The sequence below is a fragment of the Shewanella sp. FDAARGOS_354 genome (genome assembly GCF_002209245.2).
GTDB lineage: Bacteria > Pseudomonadota > Gammaproteobacteria > Enterobacterales > Shewanellaceae > Shewanella > Shewanella xiamenensis.
The window spans coordinates 887,380-905,955 of sequence record NZ_CP022089.2; the positions used below are offsets into that span (position 1 = coordinate 887,380).

17 protein-coding genes and 2 tRNA genes are annotated in these 18,576 nt (G+C 45.3%); 10 read left to right on the plus strand and 9 right to left on the minus strand.

Annotated elements, in window-relative coordinates; genetic code table 11:
• Positions 1 to 23 precede the first annotated feature (23 nt).
• The 3 genes from CEQ32_RS04075 to CEQ32_RS04085 all read left to right on the plus strand — a co-directional run bounded on the left by CEQ32_RS04075 (position 24) and on the right by CEQ32_RS04085 (position 4,477).
• Positions 24 to 1,100, plus strand: a complete 1,077-nt coding sequence (locus CEQ32_RS04075) for an HDOD domain-containing protein (protein ID WP_231640378.1) — start codon at positions 24 to 26, stop codon at positions 1,098 to 1,100.
• Positions 1,101 to 1,369: 269 nt separating this feature from the next.
• Positions 1,370 to 2,293, plus strand: a complete 924-nt coding sequence (locus CEQ32_RS04080; RefSeq protein WP_088585547.1) for an IS5-like element ISSpu11 family transposase — start codon at positions 1,370 to 1,372, stop codon at positions 2,291 to 2,293.
• Between the two features lie 171 nt (positions 2,294 to 2,464).
• Positions 2,465 to 4,477, plus strand: a complete 2,013-nt coding sequence (locus tag CEQ32_RS04085) for a cation:proton antiporter (RefSeq protein WP_088585548.1) — start codon at positions 2,465 to 2,467, stop codon at positions 4,475 to 4,477.
• Between the two features lie 88 nt (positions 4,478 to 4,565).
• Here CEQ32_RS04085 and fadE read toward each other — a convergent pair whose 3' ends face one another.
• Positions 4,566 to 7,013, minus strand: coding sequence for an acyl-CoA dehydrogenase FadE (gene fadE / locus CEQ32_RS04090; RefSeq protein ID WP_037427644.1), 2,448 nt, complete (start codon positions 7,011 to 7,013; stop codon positions 4,566 to 4,568).
• A gap of 244 nt (positions 7,014 to 7,257) precedes the next feature.
• On the opposite strand from fadE, the gene CEQ32_RS04095 reads away from it, so the two are divergent.
• On the plus strand, positions 7,258 to 8,037 hold the full coding sequence (locus tag CEQ32_RS04095) for a class II glutamine amidotransferase (RefSeq protein ID WP_037419104.1): 780 nt from the start codon (positions 7,258 to 7,260) through the stop codon (positions 8,035 to 8,037).
• A 167-nt stretch (positions 8,038 to 8,204) separates the two neighbouring features.
• Here the strand turns inward: CEQ32_RS04095 and CEQ32_RS04100 are convergent, their stop codons facing one another.
• A complete protein-coding gene (locus CEQ32_RS04100; RefSeq protein WP_037419101.1) occupies positions 8,205 to 9,002 on the minus strand; it encodes a DUF3108 domain-containing protein in 798 nt (265 codons plus the stop codon).
• Positions 9,003 to 9,129: 127 nt separating this feature from the next.
• Positions 9,130 to 9,573, minus strand: a complete 444-nt coding sequence (locus CEQ32_RS04105; protein ID WP_122040788.1) for an MGMT family protein — start codon at positions 9,571 to 9,573, stop codon at positions 9,130 to 9,132.
• Between the two features lie 210 nt (positions 9,574 to 9,783).
• Here CEQ32_RS04105 and def point away from each other — a divergent pair, with 210 nt between their 5' ends.
• Entirely contained in the window at positions 9,784 to 10,275 is a 492-nt protein-coding gene (gene def / locus CEQ32_RS04110) for a peptide deformylase (RefSeq protein WP_037427638.1), read from the plus strand.
• A gap of 451 nt (positions 10,276 to 10,726) precedes the next feature.
• On the opposite strand, the gene CEQ32_RS04115 is transcribed toward def, so the two are convergent.
• From CEQ32_RS04115 to CEQ32_RS04125, 3 genes are all read right to left on the minus strand, one after another.
• A tRNA-Val gene (locus CEQ32_RS04115) sits at positions 10,727 to 10,803 on the minus strand.
• Between the two features lie 38 nt (positions 10,804 to 10,841).
• Positions 10,842 to 10,918 (minus strand) — tRNA-Val (locus tag CEQ32_RS04120).
• A 255-nt stretch (positions 10,919 to 11,173) separates the two neighbouring features.
• Complete coding sequence (locus CEQ32_RS04125; protein ID WP_037427637.1) at positions 11,174 to 12,553, minus strand: MATE family efflux transporter; 1,380 nt, start codon at positions 12,551 to 12,553, stop codon at positions 11,174 to 11,176.
• Positions 12,554 to 12,586: 33 nt separating this feature from the next.
• Between CEQ32_RS04125 and CEQ32_RS04130 the strand changes: the two genes are divergently transcribed.
• On the plus strand, positions 12,587 to 13,207 hold the full coding sequence (locus tag CEQ32_RS04130) for a riboflavin synthase (RefSeq protein ID WP_055647645.1): 621 nt from the start codon (positions 12,587 to 12,589) through the stop codon (positions 13,205 to 13,207).
• Between the two features lie 9 nt (positions 13,208 to 13,216).
• Here CEQ32_RS04130 and CEQ32_RS04135 read toward each other — a convergent pair whose 3' ends face one another.
• Together CEQ32_RS04135 and CEQ32_RS04140 are read right to left on the minus strand one after the other, a co-directional pair.
• Positions 13,217 to 13,417 carry a CPXCG motif-containing cysteine-rich protein gene (locus CEQ32_RS04135; protein WP_011622722.1) on the minus strand — a complete coding sequence of 67 codons (201 nt, stop codon included), beginning with the start codon at positions 13,415 to 13,417 and terminating at the stop codon, positions 13,217 to 13,219.
• A gap of 214 nt (positions 13,418 to 13,631) precedes the next feature.
• Positions 13,632 to 13,901, minus strand: coding sequence for a hypothetical protein (locus CEQ32_RS04140; protein WP_226871867.1), 270 nt, complete (start codon positions 13,899 to 13,901; stop codon positions 13,632 to 13,634).
• Between the two features lie 376 nt (positions 13,902 to 14,277).
• Between CEQ32_RS04140 and thrS the strand changes: the two genes are divergently transcribed.
• From thrS to rplT, 4 genes are all read left to right on the plus strand, one after another.
• Complete coding sequence (gene thrS / locus CEQ32_RS04145; protein WP_088585549.1) at positions 14,278 to 16,206, plus strand: threonine--tRNA ligase; 1,929 nt, start codon at positions 14,278 to 14,280, stop codon at positions 16,204 to 16,206.
• A 3-nt stretch (positions 16,207 to 16,209) separates the two neighbouring features.
• The gene (infC, locus tag CEQ32_RS04150) at positions 16,210 to 16,752 is read left to right on the plus strand and encodes a translation initiation factor IF-3 (RefSeq protein WP_011072302.1); all 543 of its coding nucleotides are present in this window, start codon (positions 16,210 to 16,212) and stop codon (positions 16,750 to 16,752) included.
• A gap of 84 nt (positions 16,753 to 16,836) precedes the next feature.
• Positions 16,837 to 17,031, plus strand: coding sequence for a 50S ribosomal protein L35 (gene rpmI, locus CEQ32_RS04155; RefSeq protein WP_011072303.1), 195 nt, complete (start codon positions 16,837 to 16,839; stop codon positions 17,029 to 17,031).
• Positions 17,032 to 17,047: 16 nt separating this feature from the next.
• Positions 17,048 to 17,404, plus strand: coding sequence for a 50S ribosomal protein L20 (gene rplT / locus CEQ32_RS04160; RefSeq protein ID WP_006081652.1), 357 nt, complete (start codon positions 17,048 to 17,050; stop codon positions 17,402 to 17,404).
• A 148-nt stretch (positions 17,405 to 17,552) separates the two neighbouring features.
• Here the strand turns inward: rplT and trxB are convergent, their stop codons facing one another.
• Positions 17,553 to 18,506 (minus strand): thioredoxin-disulfide reductase, encoded by a 954-nt coding sequence (gene trxB, locus CEQ32_RS04165; protein ID WP_011622726.1) that lies wholly within the window; start codon positions 18,504 to 18,506, stop codon positions 17,553 to 17,555.
• Between the last annotated feature and the right edge of the window lie 70 nt (positions 18,507 to 18,576).

Below are 18,576 nucleotides of genomic sequence, written 5' to 3' on the forward strand. Positions count from 1 at the left end.
TCTTTGTTGATGATGACAGTTTTATGCTTAGAGCTCTCTTACGGCTAGCGAAAAGACTGAGACCTGACTGGCAGTTTTGGACTGAGGAGGATGGCCTAAACTGGGCAAAATCTATAGCTAATGATGTTAATGTCGATCTTATAATCTGCGATTATTTAATGCCTGATGTTAATGGCGATAGGGTACTCGTTGAGGTTTCAAAACATTATCCCCAGGCAATTAGAGCGTTACTTACAGGTGACACGACAGAGGAAGTAGTATGCAAAGCGGGCAAAACGGCTCATTTTGTATTGAGTAAACCCTTCAATGAACAGGATATTGTACAACTTCTGACCTCTGTGGAACGGGTTCATAAATTGCCATTCTCCCAAGACGTTAGAGCAATGTTGGGCGCAAGTGCTTTATTACTGCCACTGCCAGACATAGTACAACAGGTCCGCAAAGTGCTTCTAAATCAGCAATCCGAAGCCGCCGATATTGTTGATCTTATTGCCCACGAACCAATTATTACCGCCAAATTATTACAACTCGCAAACTCCGCGTTTTTGGGTTTTAGCCGCACAACACTGTCAATTGAAGAGGCTATCAAACGCTTAGGGGTGGATTTAACTAGCGCGATTATTAGTTCTATCGCCATTGAGCAATCGGCGACGTCGATTATTGATAAGTCTGCGCAGAGTAGAATTAACGAACATGCGTATCAGTTAGCGCTTAACGCTCAAAAAATCGCTAAAGCACTTAATTTACAAAAGAGTTTACAAGAAGAGCTATTTATTGCGGCTTTGATGTCGTCAATAGGTGAGTTGATTTTGGCATCTCGTATTTGGCAAGATTCGTTTGCGACTCAGTTTACGGAGTGGCCAGTGAGAAAACTCATCGTCTCTATATCAGCCTATCTTTTAACGCTTTGGGGGTATAGCGAATCCTTATGTGACAACATTTTATCCAGCGCAGAGCCAGAGGTGAGTAATGTTGAACATAATCTAGCCTTATTATTATGCTTGGCACACTATGCCACTAAATATCACGGCAGAATCCCCGATGAAATATTGAATAAGCTACCCGATGAGCAAATAAAACTAAAATTAGCTAATCTCTAACTCAAGATACATTTGTGGGCATTTAGATCTTACATATTTATTCGATCACTAACTTATCCCAACTTGCTGAATAGACTGCAACTTTATTCTCTGTCGCTTTCGTGTTTCTTATATAGCAATGTAACCCTTCGAACTCCCTTGGTATGCGAATAAAGTTGAATATCATCTAACTTATTTGCATCACTAGAGGGCTTTGTTTCCTAAATCAGTTGAACTAAAACCATAGCTGGTGATCTGATCGACATAGCCCATCAACTCGCCCATCAATCGTGTCAAAACCTCAATATAAAACAATCAACTGGAAGCAATACAATCAAGCCCTGATCAATCGTGGCTCACTTACCTTCTGGATTGATGAGGACGCTATCGCCCAGTGGAAAGCTAAGGCCGAGCAACCAAGGAAAGGTCGACCACGCGTATTTAGCGACTTAGCCATTACCACCGCGCTGATGGTTAAACGTGTTTTCTCGATGCCACTACGAGCGTTACAAGGCTTTATCAACTCGGTGTTTAAACTGGCTGATATTCCGCTTTCGTGCCCACATTACACTTGCATCAGCAAACGCGCTAAAACCGTCAAGATTGCTTTTAAAACCAAGACGCGTGGCACCATTGAGCACTTGGCTATCGACTCGACAGGCTTGAAGGTTTATGGCGAAGGTGAGTGGAAAGTGAAGAAACATGGCACAAATGGCAAGCGCCGCGTGTGGCGTAAGCTGCATATCGCTGTCGATACCCATAGCCATGAAATTATTGCAGCGGAACTGAGTTTATCCGGTGTCACTGACGCTGAAGTTATGCCGAATTTGCTCAAGCAAACCCATCGCAAAATCCGCAATATCTCAGGTGATGGTGCTTACGACACAAGAGCCTGTCACGATGCCGTTCGTAGAAAACGGGCTTTAGTACTCATTCCACCGAGGGAAGGTGCCGCGCTCTGGGAACAAGGTCATCCGCGTAACTTAGCGGTCAGTTGGCAACAGCTTCATGGTTCAAATAAACAGTGGAAAAAACGGTATGGTTATCATCGGCGGTCAATCTCAGAAACAGCAATGTACAGAGTGAAGCAACTACTTGGTGGCAGATTGAGCCTGCGAAATTATAACGGTCAGGTAGGAGAAACTTACGCGATGATAAAGGCGTTGAACAAACTCACTGGGCTAGGCATGCCTGAAACTTACCGTGTAGTTTAATATTCAAACGATTATGAGGAGCTTTGCTCGCTGAATCGATTTAGGAAACAAAGCCTCACTAGAGCGTGCTTTTTACTGCTATTGTTATCATTAACCGTTTATTTTCCTGAATGAAAAAGCGTGTTAGGTTAAATCCACAATCGCATGCCTCACCTAACGAAAGGATGTTTTATGGTTGAAAAAATCACTGGGATGCTAGCACTCATCGGCGTGCTTTCGCTTTTTTGTCAATGGCTTGGTTGGAAGTTGAGATTACCAGCAATTTTACCGCTACTACTCTGTGGTTTATTACTAGGTCCAGCATTTGGAGTGTTAAATCCCGATGCAATATTTGGGGATTTACTGTTTCCGATTATTTCCCTAGGCGTTGCCGTGATCCTGTTTGAGGGCGCATTAACCCTCAATTTTAAAGAGATTAAAGATCATGGCCGCATGGTGACTCACTTAGTGAGCATCGGAATGGTGATCACCTGGGGTTGTATCAGTGTTGCCACTTTTTACCTGCTGGATTTTAGCTGGGAAGTTGCACTGCTATTTGGTGCGTTGGTGGTGGTCACGGGGCCAACTGTGATAGTACCAATGCTGCGCAGCGTTAGGCCAAAGTCGCAGCTCGCGAGTATTTTACGCTGGGAAGGGATTGTGATTGACCCAATTGGCGCGCTGCTAGCGGTATTAGTGTTTGAATATATAACGGTATCTGGCAATCAAACTAGCCATGTACTCTATGCACTAGGTTCTATGCTCACACTTGGCTTAGGCTTAGGCGCTGCATCAGGTTACTTAATTGGCCAAGTGATCCGCCACAATTTGTTGCCACACTATTTACGTAATACCGCAGTATTAACCCTAATGCTGGGGATTTTCGTCGGCTCAAATTTGTTGCAGGAAGAATCGGGATTGCTCACCGTGACTGTGATGGGCATTTGGCTGGCGAATATGCGCGGCGTGGATATTGCTGAAATCCTTGAATTTAAAGAAACACTGACAGTTCTGCTGATCTCCGCCTTATTTATCCTGTTAGCCGCCAGACTCGACTCGAATGCCATGATGGATTTAGGTTGGGGCGGCATTGGTGTGCTCGCCGTGACTATGCTAGTTGCACGGCCACTCAGTATTTGGGTGTCAGGCATTGGGACGTCACTCTCAAAGGCCGATAAGTGGTTCCTATGTTGGATTGCTCCGCGGGGGATTGTGGCGGCGGCCGTGTCTTCATTATTCGCCATTAAGTTAGAGGCAAACAATGTACAGGGCGCCGAAGCCATTGTACCTTTAGTGTTTTTAATCATTATCGGCACCGTGGTGATCCAAAGCCTAACCGCGGGCCGCTGGGCGAAATACCTTGGGGTCACGTCGGGTTCGGCGCAAGGATTATTAATTTTTGGTGCCTCCAAGTTTTCCCGCGAGCTGGCAAAAATCTTAAAAAGCAAAGATGTCAAAGTGCTACTGGCCGACAGCAACTGGGATAATATTCGCCTTGCACGGATGGACAATATTCCTGTCTATTTTGGTAACCCTGCCTCGGAACATGCTGAAACCTATATGGATCTAACAGGAATTGGTCGCGTGCTGATCATGTCGCCCTACAAGCAGTTAAACCCGCTAGTGACCTTTTATTTTCAAGATGTATTAGGCGCAAAAAAGGTTTTTGGCCTTAATAATGCCGAGCAGGGCAGCGCGCGCCATCAATTGTCTGAGTCTTACAAACAGCGGCTATGTTTATTTGGTGATACGGTTTCCTATGCCAAAATCGCCAGCCAAATGGCGAAAGGAGCGCAGCTTAAGGTCACTAACTTAACTGAAAACTTCACCTTCGATCATTTCCGCAAACGTTATGGCGAAACGGCATTGCCGCTAGTGTATCTGACTAAAGAAGATAAAGTTGTGATTGTTTCAGGCAATAACAACCAATTCCCCAATGGCATTGAGTTGATTAGTTTATTGCCCGTTGAAGCACTTGAAGAAGCGAAAATCCAACAGGCGATTGCAGAGCAAGAGGCGATCGCTGCACAGGCCAAAGCGGCGGAAGAAGCTGCCCTTGCGAAAGCCAAGGCCGAGGAGAACGCTGAAGCTGAACGTCAACGACTTGAGCTGCAAGCGCAAATCAAGGCGGCGGAACAAACGCAACCTGAGGTTGAAGTTCAAGAAAGCATTAATACATCTGATGAAACTCTAGCTAAGGGATAAGCCCGTTAAGTGAGACGAAAATAAAAAAGGCACTAGATTGTAGTGCCTTTTGTTTATTTTGATGGGCTTATTTAGTACAGCTTAGCGATTAAGCGGCGCGTTCCTGTGACGTCGTTGCAACGACTTCAGGGCGCAGCTCTGCTGGGTCGAAGTCATCCACATTGATAGACTTCATACGGCCGATTTCGGCACGTTCCAACAGTTGTACTTCGCTGTCGCTTAGTACGCCTAAGGCTTTACCTTCAGCAGCGACTTTATCTAGCCACATGAAAGGTAAACGTTTGCCACTGGCTTTACAGACTTTGTCGAATAAAGGTTCGGCGGCCAGAATATCCTTCAGCGTTTGCTCTTGGATACCCACAGCATTGTGCTCAGAGTTAGTCCAGAATTGGCCTTTACCTAAACGATCACGGCTTTCACAGGGCGTTTGCATGATCTTAGCCACTTTATGGTCTAACACATCGCTTGGACGTTTCAGTGGACGGCCGAATGGGAACATGATGGCGCGTAATACACCGCCCAGACCCATTGGGAAGTTATCCAGTAAATCGTCTAATGAAGCTTGTAACTTATACAGAGCATCTTCAACCGCCCACTGAACCAGTGGTAGATCGTCAGTTTGACGGCCTTCATCTTGGTAACGTTTTAAGGTTGCAGAGGCGAGATATAACTGGCTTAACAGATCGCCTAAGCGGGCAGAAATACGCTCTTTACGTTTTAAGTTACCGCCTAAGGTTGCCATGGCCAAGTCTGATAACAGGGCAAGGTTAGCACTGAAACGGTTCATATGTTGATAATAACGTTTGGTTTTATCTGAGTATGGCGCGTTAGAGAAACGGCTTGATGTCAGACCTAACCAGAAGCTACGGACAAAGTTACTGGTCGCAAAACCAATGTGACCGAAGATGGCCGCATCGAAGTTAGCTAAGCCTTGGCCAGACTCAGTATCAAACGCTGACTCCATTTCGGCCAATACATAAGGATGACAACGGATTGCACCTTGACCATAGATGATCATCGAACGTGTCAGGATGTTTGCGCCTTCAACGGTAATCGCAATCGGAGCCGCTTGATAGCCACGGCCTAAGTAGTTGTTAGGGCCTAAGCACACACCTTTACCACCGTGGATGTCCATGGCGTCGATAACGCATTTCTGCATCCGATCAGTCAGGTGATATTTCACTATAGCCGAGATAACTGAAGGTTTTTCACCTAAGTCGATACCTGTGGTGGTTAATGAGGTCACGGCATCCATCAGGTAGGCGTTACCACCGATGCGTGCCATTGGCTCTTCAATCCCTTCCAACTTACCAATAGGCAGTTTGAATTGACGACGAATACGCGCATAGGCACCAGTTGCTAACGCTGCGGTTTTGACGCCACCGGCAGAGTTTGATGGCAGGGTGATACCACGGCCAACAGATAAACACTCAACCAGCATACGCCAGCCTTGGCCAGCCATTTTCGGACCACCGATGATAAAGCTTAATGGTACGAATACGTCTTTACCGCGAGTAGGACCGTTTTGGAACATACAGTTCAGCGGGAAGTGACGACGACCCGTTTCAACGCCTTCAACGTCTGTAGGAATAAGCGCGCAGGTAATGCCCAGCTCTTCTTTATCGCCTAACAGGTGATCAGGGTCACGCAGTTTAAAGGCTAAGCCTAATACAGTCGCAACAGGTGCGAGGGTGATATAACGCTTGTTCCAGGTTAAGCGCATACCTAAGACTTCTTCGCCTTCCCATTGGCCTTTACACACGATACCAAAGTCAGGGATAGAACCCGCATCGCTACCAGCCTCTGGGCTTGTCAGTGCGAAACATGGCACTTCTAGCCCTTTGGCTAAACGTGGCAGGTAATAGTTTTGCTGCTCTGGCGTACCATAGTGTTGTAACAGTTCGCCAGGGCCTAAGGAGTTAGGCACACCTACAGTGGATGCCAGCTCGCTGCTTAAACCCGCAAGCTTTTGCAGTACGCGTGATTGGGCGTAGGCTGAATACTCTAAACCGCCGTACTTTTTCTTAATGATCATGGCGAAGAAACCGTGATCTTTCAGGTATTGCCATACTTCAGCAGGCAAATCAGCAAGTTGGTGTGATACTTGGTGTTGATTCACCATGCGGCACACTTCTTCAACTGGACCGTCTAAGAAGGCTTGCTCATCGGCACTTAAACGAGCAACAGGGTAGTTGTGGAGTTTTTTCCAGTTTGGGTTACCCGCAAACAGATCGGCTTCCCACCAAGTGGTACCAGCTTCAATCGCTTCTTTTTCGGTTGAAGACATTTCGGGCATGATGCCACGGTACATCTTCATCAGTGGGCGACTGATAACATTTTGTCTAAATGCACTGATATTGAGGGGCAGCGCGATCACCAGGAAGATAATCCAAGAGATAGGGCCGACAACATCGAGTGTCCATCCGGCTGTCATCACAACAGCGGCTGCAATAGTGGCAGTGAGCAAAGATACCCGAAGGTAAGCTAGGGCTCCTAGCACTAAGATCATGGCGATGATCCAAAGTAGGGTAGTCACTGTAATTTCTCCTTAAGTATGACTGAGTGCCAATCACAGGTCATAACGAGTTTTGTTGATTGCGATCACAATTATAGTTTGTGGTCTGACCTGTGTCGCATAAAAGTTAAACCTAAGGCAGTTTTAATACAAGTATTTTTCAAACAATTGTTTAAATTTTTTGTCACCTTTGATCATTCCACAAATGTCATCAACTAGTTACAATGCAAAACTGTGGATATTTGGATAGAGAAAGGCGATAAACATGTGTGAGTTACTGGCGATGAGCGCCAATGTGCCGACCGATATTGTTTTTAGTTTTACGGGTTTAGCACAGCGTGGTGGCGTCACTGGGCCCCATGTTGACGGTTGGGGGATAACTTTCTATGAGGGCCGTGGCAGCAGAACTTTTAAAGATGCTTGCCCGAGTAGTGAGTCGCACATTGCAAAATTGATCAAATCCTATCCGATTAAAAGCGAGGTGGTGATAAGCCATATTCGTCAGGCCAATCGCGGCTGTGTTTCCCTTGAAAATACTCACCCATTCACCCGTGAGTTGTGGGGCCGTTATTGGACCTATGCTCATAATGGTCAGTTAAGCGATTATCAGGCGAAGTTTCAGGTGTCTCGTTATCAGAGTGTTGGTGATACCGACAGCGAGCTGGCTTTTTGCTGGATATTGGAGCAAATCGCGTCCAAGTTTGGTGATCGTCGGCCTGAAGATATGCAAGCGGTGTTTCGATTTGTGGCAACGCTGGCCGAACAAATCCGTGCGCTTGGGGTGTTTAATATGATCCTCAGCGATGGTGAATACTTGATGAGTTATTGCAGTAATAATCTGTGTTACATCACCCGCAGGGCGCCGTTTGGCAAGGCAAAATTAATTGATACCGATGTAGTGATTGATTTTGATAAAGAAACCACGCCACACGATGTCGTGACTGTAATTGCCACTCGGCCGCTAACCGAAAACGAAGACTGGCAGGTGATGCAACCCGGTAATTGGAAGTTGTTCCGCTTAGGTGAGCTGCTTATCGATTTGTAATTGGGGCGCTGTAACAGTCAGTCATTGCACTTTGACGGAATTAAATAAGACACAAAAGGCCAAACGGAGTCACTCACGTTTGGCCTTTTATGTTTTGTGCTGTGTTGTTACGGCATCTTAGAAACAGCGCTAAATCCATCTTAAATTGCGATAAATGTGTAACTGGCTTAATTCGCGCCTGTGCCGAGGAGTTTAGGTACTTTCTGCTCCGTCGGAACTTCAGTATCAACGGCAGCGGGCGCGGCTTCAACTGGCACATCGTCAAAATGATACTTAAGCAGTTTGATATCTAGCTGCTTACTGCCTTTTTCAAAGTGCGTTAGACGAACGGGGAGGTAGGCTAAATCCGGCGCCATCCAAAAGAAGGTTTGGCGTTTATGATTGTCACGCACTACCTCAATTTTGACTGTATCATAACTGCCGCTTTCAATTGTCATCCGTTCCTTACCAATCACATGGAACTTATACTCATCGAGCTCGTTAGATTTAATCATTTTATAATCAAGCACTTCTTTGCCAGCGCTGATATCGAGTCGAAACTGCAGCTGCACCATTAACGGATCGAAAATATCGCCTTCGAAGGGGAATTTACCTTTTTCATCCTTATAACGGGTATGGATCATCCCTTGCCCCTTGGCAAAGGCGGTTTGCTCGATAAAATTCGGACCGACACCTTGGCGCTCATGCAAATAGCGCAGGGGTAATAATTGATTGCCCTCTTGGGCAAACTCACTCAGTACATGGCGCACATCGGTCAGTAATAACAGGCTAAGATCGCTGTCGAAGCGATATTTATAGACGCCATCCTCTATGGCTGGCAGTTGATACTTGGCCTTACCCAGTTCAACATCACCATAATTAACTTGATATTCAGCAGTTTGAGGCGTTAAAGGCGTTGGCGCCGCCATCGCAAATACGCTGTGGGTGAGTGCGAGACTCACGAATAACGTTGGAATTGTGCGCAATTAATGCTCCTTTATATCGCAAACAGAAAGCGTCTAACACTGCTTATCCTATGGCTCAGCTATCAAATTTAAGTGTTTATAACCGAGTTTATATTGGAATAAATAGTTTTTAGATCAATATATTAAATTAGAACGGGATTGACATCACTAAGGTTGCCATATCCGGTTGCCACTCACATTCAGACAAGTTCACTTTGCCACAGTTCACCATTACACCTTCAAGGCGCAATAATTCCATCTGTTCCTGAAAGGAGGCTGAATGTTTTTCGAAGGAAATTTTTCCTTGGCTATTGAGTACTCTATGCCAAGGAAGTGACAAATGTTCGGGGGCCAATTTGAGAGCCCTGGATACATAGCGAGCGCGTCCTGGTAACCCTGCGAAATCGGCGATCTTACCATAACTGCTTACTTTGCTGGGCGGGATCATCGCTACAATCTGCCAAATCTTCGCCATGGGTGATAGGACATGACTTCGTATCTCTTGTGTATTGCCTAACTCGTCTGGCGTATTAGCCTTATCTTGCTCTAAGTAGCGATAAAGTGGAGATTTATCTTTTGCAAACCGCATGATGATGCCAAATAAAACCATGAAAAAGGTGAGCCAGTGTAGCGTTAAATAAAGGCCAAGTGAAATAGAGGCTAGTTTGAAAAGCCGTAATGTAAATCTAAAAAATCGATTGTAATGATTTTTATTAAACTATTTAGTTTTGAATATTGAGAAAACACAGGAATAGTTCATAATGGCGCCAATTTTTTTGACTCCATAAGAGATGAAACAGGCATGGCTGTACTCGATATTCTGACAATTCCCGATGAACGTCTAAAACGCAAAGCGCAACCCGTAAAAGATATAGAAGCGATTCAGGGTTTTATCGATGACTTAATCGAAACCATGTACCACACTGACGATGGTATCGGTCTGGCCTCTACCCAAGTGGGCAGTACAGATGCGGTGATTGTGATCGATTTATCCGAAACCCGTGACCAACCCTTAGTGCTGATTAATCCAGAGATTGTTGAAAAGTCTGGCGAGTATGTGGGTGAAGAAGGCTGTCTTTCAATCCCTGGTTATCGCGCGAAAGTGAGCCGTTTCGAAAAGGTCAAAGTCACCGCCTTAGACAGACAAGGCAAAGCGGTTGAAATCGAAACCGACGACTTTTTAGCCATTGTTTTGCAACATGAAATTGATCATTTACACGGTAAAGTGTTTATCGAGCATTTATCGGCATTGAAGCAACAAATCGCCTTAAAAAAGGTACGTAAATACGCCTAATTTCCCCAATGTCTTGCTCTGTAAAGCCGCACATTAGATTGCGGCTTTGCTGTTTCTAGGCGGCATTACCCGTCGTACTCATGGTGATAAAATTGTTACGTTGTTGAATGTTTATCTAGATACACGCAAAACGAGTCTGTTATCAGCATCTATGGGCTAACTACGATGGTAATAACAAAAAATCATCAAAAGCATGTTGTGCCAACAGGTTTGGCGCGAAATGGGTACAAATTTAGAGAAAACAGCGAATTTTTTTGGGGGGGAAGAGCGGTAAATGTGGATTAAGCAATAGAGGCAAAATCAGGCAGAGCCGAAGGGAGGGACATGTTTGAATGTTTGTGGAAAAACCTAGAACAGGTTCGAAAATTTTATCTTAGGCACAAATAAAAATTAAGCATCTTGATGGGTGATTATATTAAATTGAGGTTTTATAGATAGTTAAAGCTAGAAATGGTACACCCGAGTGGACTCGAACCACCGACCCCTACCATGTCAAGGTAGTGCTCTAACCAACTGAGCTACGGGTGCACTGTTTGAATTTCACTTTTTAGACTCTGTGAAAAGAGTGGTACACCCGAGTGGACTCGAACCACCGACCCCTACCATGTCAAGGTAGTGCTCTAACCAACTGAGCTACGGGTGCATTGTATTAGCTATATCGAAACCGCTAAACGCATCTCGCTTTCGAACGAGCGCTATATTAGGGGGATAGCGAAAGGCTGGCAAGCAAAAAAACGAATTTTATTGTCAAATGGTGAATTGCTGTGCAACTTGCCCAGTGTTTCAGCAAAGTTACTGATAAAACGGCATGTTAGGCTTCAAAGATTGCAAAATTAAAAGAAATTAAACAAAACGGCGAGCTAATGCTCGCCGTTGATTCAGTGAATTATGTCCTATGTCAATGGTGCACGCTGTCGCCTTCAATCAGACTTAAATGTACGCCATGCTTTTGAATATAACGTAGACGGATAAAAAACAGCAGCGCCGCAGAGGTGAGACCTGCAATCAATCCTGCCCAAAAGCCATGGGCGCCCATGGCGGGTACGATAAAGTCGGTATACGCCAAGGTATAACCTAAGGTCATGCCGATTCCCCAATAGGAAAACAGCGTAATATAAAATGCACTGCGGGTATCCTTATATCCACGTAGTGCACCAGCGGCAACCACTTGGACTGAGTCAGATAGTTGATATAGCGCGGCCATCAACATCAAACTGCCCGCAAGTACCACCACTTCAGGATCGCTGTTATATAACTCGGCGATTTGAAAGCGGAATATCACCGTTAAGATTGCCGTCGATAAGGCCAACGATAGTGCCAACCACAATCCGACTTTAGCCACCACGGCAGAAATATCTGCACGATCGCGGCCAAGGTAGTAGCCAATACGAATCGAGACGGCAATACCAATCGACAGTGGCAACATAAATACAATAGCGGAGAAGTTCAACGCTATCTGATGACTTGCCACCACAGTTGCGCCTAATGGCGCCAGCAGCAGGGCGATAATCGCAAACAGACTTACTTCAAAAAATAACGCCATCGCGATTGGCATGCCGAGCTTGGTCATCTTCTTCATGGTGGTAAAATCGGGGCGATGGAATTGGCTAAAGGGTGCCAATGCGGCAAATTTCTTATGAAACTGCATATAAATCGTCATGGCGATCAACATGGCCCAAAATACCAATGCAGTTGCGACACCGCAGCCAGCGCCGCCCATGGCAGGCACGCCGAAGTGACCATAAATAAAGATATAGTTTGCTGGAATATTTACGGCGAGCCCCACAAAACCGATGATCATGGTAGGTAAGGTATAAGAAATCCCCTCACTGCAACCACGCAATACTTGATAGAGCACAAATGCGGGCGCGCCCCATAAAATACCGTCGATATATCCTATGGTTAAGTTGTACAATTGGGGCTCTAAATTCATATGGCTGAGCACGAGTGGCGCGGATGCGAGAAACGCCATTACGCCAAGGCCACCAATTAAGGCTAAGTAGGCGCCTTGAAACGCCAAAGGTTGAATGGCTTTCTGATTATTTGCGCCATTGTGATGGGCAAATAATGGCGTAAACGCCATCAGTAGCCCTTGTACAAATAGAATTGCGGGCAACCAAAGACTGGTTCCCACGGCAACTGCGGCCATATCGACCGCACTGACGCGACCCGCCATTACAGTGTCGATAAACCCCATCATGGTTTGTGTCACTTGGGCGATCAACACTGGAAGTGCGAGTTGAATTAAGCGTTTGGCCTGAAAGCCTGAATGATTCATAAATACAGCCTTTAACGAATAAGCGAGCAAAAAATGTTTACTGGTATAGTTCAAGCCACCTGTGAGGTGGTTGCAATACATAAGAAAGATGGCCTCAATACCCTTGAGGTAGCGTTTAAACCTGATTTGCATGAGGGACTTGCAATTGGCGCAAGTGTGGCAAATAACGGGGTATGTCTGACGGTGACTCAGGTCGTTGATGATAGGGTATTTTTCGATGTAGTGGAAGAGACCTTAAGATTGACTAACTTGGCAAATTTATCCGTTGGGCAGCGCGTTAACATTGAACGCTCTCTGACTTTTGGTAGCGAAATTGGCGGCCATATCCTATCTGGACACATTCATACCAAGGCAAAAGTCAGTCACATTAGTCACACCGAGCAACATTATGATCTGACCTTAAGCGTCGATCCTAAATGGATGAATTATATTCTCTATAAAGGCTTTGTTGGGGTAAATGGTTGCAGCCTTACCGTTGGCGAGGTGACCGAGAGTACTTTTATGCTGCACTTGATCCCAGAAACTCTTAAGTTGACCAATTTAGGCCAATGTCAGGTTGGTGATGAGTTAAATATCGAAATTGACAGCCAAACCCAAGCCATCGTCGACACCGTTGAGCGTGTGCTGGCTAAACGTTTTAGCGGCCAATCTTAATCAACATGCCTAATAAATTTGCTCGTCGTCCGAGTCAATATATAACTCTATGGTTCGGCGGGCATCATCCACATGTAAACGCAGGTGGATGGGGTTACAACAAATTCGGCAGTCATCGTAATAATCCTGATCGCCGCTGCTGGCATCAATACTAATATGTTGATGGTGTCCGCAGTGGGGGCAGGCAATGACTTTATTCATGATCCTCATGGCGCAACTCCTCGCTAACGAAGGGATGATATTTGTCGCTAAGCCTTCATACTGGCTTTGTTTGAGTATACAAGAATGTGCCGTGGCAGCTTAGATAAAGTCGATATCAAAATCTCATTAACTAGATTTTTCCATTCAGCTCAGCGCTTGGTACTTTTTTCACTAAAATTTTCTAGCGTAAGAACCGTCAAGCATGTGCACCAGTTAAGTTAACTCAATCCTTTACAGTCATCAGTTCGACAGGCGCCGTCGGTAATATGCCTTCCTCTATATTGTCACTAATGGCCTGCGATAGTCGTTCTATCTGTAGCAAAAGCTCGGCATGGATATCGGCCTGTAAGCCAATGGTGTCGAATTGTACATGTACTACAGTTTGGCTTTGAACCACTATCGGCTCAGGTTGTGTTTTTGGTATGGGGTTAACAGAGATTGAATTCTGGGCGACTTGGCTAAGTGCAACCGTCAATAGGATACTCGTGAACATACCAACTCCTTTTGCTTCATTATTTACAGCGATGTGACGGCAACGGCATTTGTTATGGCAAATAACAAAGAATCTCGCGGTCATTTAACGCGCATAGCGTAGGGGCGTTAAATGACTGCCACATGAACGATTGACTGCAATATGATGAATTAACGGAAAACTTCGCGGATTGGTTTTAATAAATGCATCGATTTGGGCGTTAAGCCCCGCAATCGGGCCATTTAACTTGCGTGTATTAAAGACGATCCCGTAGAATAACTGCCTGCTACGCAAGGCGGCTAAGACTCCTGTACTGTCTTAACCTCGCGAGCATTACTCTTTTTACTTAATCACCATGTGGCCCTACGTGTGGGTCACCACTGGACAAGGATATTTCATGCCTGTAATTACACTTCCTGATGGTAGCAAACGCGAGTTTGCACATCCCGTATCGACTCTCGATGTTGCCGCTGATATTGGCCCTGGTCTTGCGAAAGCCTGTATCGCTGGTCGCGTGAATGGCGAACTCAAAGACGCTTGCGATCTTATCGAAACCGATGCCGAACTTTCTATTATTACCGCTAAAGACGAAGAAGGTATTGAAATCCTTCGCCATTCTTGTGCGCATTTATTAGGCCATGCAATCAAGCAATTATGGCCACAAACCAAGATGGCGATCGGTCCTGTGATCGATAACGGCTTCTACTACGACATCGATCTTGAGCATAAGCTGACTCAAGAAGATATCGAAGCCCTCGAAAAACGTATGCTTGAACTGGCAAAAACCAACTATGACGTAGTGAAACGCGTTGTAAGCTGGCAAGAAGCCCGTGATACCTTCGCCGCTCGCGGTGAAGAATATAAGATTGCGATTCTGGATGAAAACATTAGCAAAGATGCGACACCTGCTCTGTATCATCACGAAGAATACACCGACATGTGCCGTGGTCCTCACGTGCCAAACATGCGTTTTTGCCAGCATTTTAAATTGATGAGCATTGCCGGCGCCTACTGGCGCGGTAACTCTGAAAATAAGATGCTGCAACGTATTTATGGTACTGCATGGGCTGACAAAAAAGCCCTGAGTACCTATTTAACTCGTCTCGAAGAAGCGGCTAAACGTGACCACCGCAAGATTGGTAAGCAGCTCGATCTATACCATATGCAAGAAGAAGCACCCGGCATGGTGTTCTGGCATAACGACGGTTGGAGTATCTTCCTTGAGTTAGAAAGATTCATTCGTCGCAAGTTAAATCAATACACTTACCAAGAAGTGAAAGGTCCACTCATGATGGACCGCGTACTGTGGGAGCGTTCTGGTCATTGGGATAAGTACTCAGAAGCCATGTTCACCACCAGCAGTGAAAACCGTGAATATGCGGTTAAGCCAATGAACTGCCCAGGCCACGTACAGATTTTCAACCAAGGCTTGAAATCTTACCGTGATCTGCCACTGCGTATGGCGGAATTTGGTTGCTGTCACCGCAATGAGCCATCAGGTTCACTGCACGGTCTGATGCGCGTACGTGGTTTTACTCAAGACGATGCCCATATCTTCTGTACTGAAGATCAAGTTCAAGCAGAAGTCAGCTCTTGTATCCAAATGGTATACGATACTTACTCTACCTTCGGTTTTGAAAACATCGTGGTAAAACTATCAACTCGCCCAGAAAAACGTATCGGTGACGATGCGATGTGGGATAGAGCTGAAGAAGCGTTGAAACAAGCCTTACGTGCTAATAATATTGAATTCACTATTTTACCGGGTGAAGGTGCCTTCTACGGTCCTAAGATTGAGTTCACACTGCACGACTGTTTAGACCGTGCATGGCAGTGCGGAACAGTGCAACTTGACTACGCATTACCAAGCCGTTTAGGTGCAACTTATGTGGCGGAAGATAATAGCCGTCAAACGCCTGTGATGATCCATCGTGCAATTTTAGGTTCGTTGGAGCGTTTCTTAGGTATTCTAATTGAAGAATATGCTGGTCGGTTCCCAACATGGTTAGCGCCAATGCAAGTTGTCGTGATGAATATCACCGACAAACAGGCTGATTATGTTGAAGAAGTGGTCAAATTCTTCAAAGAACAAGGTATTCGTGCCTCATTTGACTTGAGGAATGAGAAAATAGGCTTTAAAATACGCGAACACACCTTAAGGCGTGTCCCTTATTTATTGGTCGTTGGCGATCAAGAGATGGAAAATAAGGAAGTCGCGGTGCGTACTCGTGATGGCGTTGATTTAGGTAAGATGCGAATTGAAGATTTCGCCGCTAAAATCCATCAACAGATTTCGCTCCGTAGTCTCAAATTGTTGGAGGAATAGGTCATAAAGATCAAGAAAACAGCAGGGCGTCAGCTGGCCCCTAATAGAATCAATGAAGAAATCACAGGTGTACCAGAAGTACGCTTAACCGGCATTGATGGTGAAGCTATTGGTGTGGTGAGCATCAGAGATGCTCAGAATTTGGCAGATGAAGCAGGTGTAGACCTCGTTGAAATTAGTCCAAATGCTGAACCTCCAGTATGTCGCATTATGGACTACGGTAAGTTCCTGTTTGATAAGGCTAAGTCAGCCAAGGAACAAAAGAAGAAGCAAAAGCAGGTTCAGGTTAAGGAAATTAAATTCCGTCCTGGAACTGACGAAAACGACTATCAGGTAAAACTACGCAACCTGATACGTTTTCTGGAAGACGGGGACAAAGCGAAAATTACGCTGCGTTTCCGAGGTCGCGAAATGGCCCACCAAAATCTTGGTATGGATCTTTTGAACCGTATTAAGACTGATTTGGATGAGTATGCAGTTGTTGAATCCTTCCCGAAAATGGAAGGCCGACAAGCCATCATGGTGCTAGCGCCTAAAAAGAAATAAGTAGGGCAACCTATAAAGTAGCGAAGGCTATATGCCTTCGCTCGCCTTGCTTTTTATTTAACATCCCAATGCGGAGTTTTAGTAATGCCTAAAATGAAAACCGACAGAGGTGTAGCGAAGCGTTTTAAGAAAACCGCTAATGGTTTCAAGCGCAAGCAAGCCCATTTACGTCACATTCTGACCAAAAAGAGCACTAAGCGTAAGCGTCACTTACGTAACAAGTGTTTAGTTGCCAAAGTTGACGTTCCAGCAATCGCGCGTCAATTACCATACGCTTAATTTAGGAGATTAGAAAATGCCAAGAGTTAAGCGTGGTGTAACCGCACGTGCTCGTCACAAGAAAGTTTTAAAATTAGCTAAAGGTTATTATGGCGCTCGTAGCCGTACTTACCGCGTTGCTGTTCAAGCAGTAACTAAAGCTGGTCAATATGCTTACCGTGACCGTCGTCAGAAAAAACGTCAATTCCGCCAACTGTGGATTGCACGTATTAATGCTGCAGCTCGTCAAAATGGTCTGTCTTACAGCCGTTTCATCAACGGTCTGAAAAAGGCGTCTATCGAAATCGATCGTAAGATTTTGGCTGACATCGCTGTATTTGACAAAGTTGTATTTGCAACTTTAGTTGAAAAAGCAAAAGAAGCGTTAAACTAAGCAATTAGTTTGTCGCACTTAAGAGGGGACCATTTGGTCCCTTTTTTTGTTGCTGTTTTTTAGCCACAACATGCAGATAAAAAAAAGCAGGCTAAGGTAGTTAACCTGTGCCTGCTATTATTTGAGTTTAGATAAGACTTACAGTAGATTATTTCTTCGCGTCTAAGTAACGCTCGGCATCTAATGCTGCCATACAACCTGTACCCGCAGAGGTAATCGCTTGACGGTAATGTTGATCCATCACATCTCCTGCGGCAAACACGCCTTCTATACTGGTTTGCGTGGCGTTACCTTGGAGACCACTCTGCACCTTCAAATAGCCGTTGTTCATCTCTAATTGGCCTTCAAAAATCCCTGTGTTTGGGCTGTGACCAATGGCCACGAACACACCGGCAACGGCTAGATCAGTGATAGAACCGTCTTTGGTGCTCTTCATTTTTAGACCTGTTACACCCATTGCATCACCAACCACTTCTTCCATGGTTTGGTCTAGATGCAGGATAATGTTGCCGTTGGCGACTTTATCCATTAAACGGTCGATAAGAATTTTTTCTGAGCGGAAGGTGTCGCGACGGTGAATTAAGTGCACTTCGGCGGCGATATTGCTTAGGTATAGTGCTTCTTCAACGGCTGTGTTACCACCACCAATCACTGCAACTTTTTGATTACGATAGAAGAAACCATCACAGGTTGCACAGGCCGATACGCCGCGTCCTTTGAACGCTTCTTCAGACTCAAGTCCTAGGTAACGGGCAGAGGCGCCAGTGGCGATGATTAGCGCATCACAGGTATATTCGCCGTTATCGCCTTTTAAACGGAAAGGGCGCTCAGTTAGCGTCACTTCATTAATATGATCGAACAGAATTTCAGTATCAAATTTTTCCGCATGCTTTTGCATACGTTCCATTAATGCTGGACCCGTTAAGTCTTCTGCATCACCTGGCCAGTTTTCAACTTCAGTCGTGGTCGTTAACTGACCACCTTGCTGCATACCTGTGATCATCACAGGCTTTAAGTTTGCGCGCGCAGCATAAACTGCAGCGGTGTATCCTGCGGGACCTGAACCTAAAATCAATAGGTTACTATGTCTGACTTGGCTCATTTTTCTCTCCGTGCTTTTAGCAAATTGCATGGATTGTAGGGAATTTACCTGTAGGGGTAAAGCGATGTTT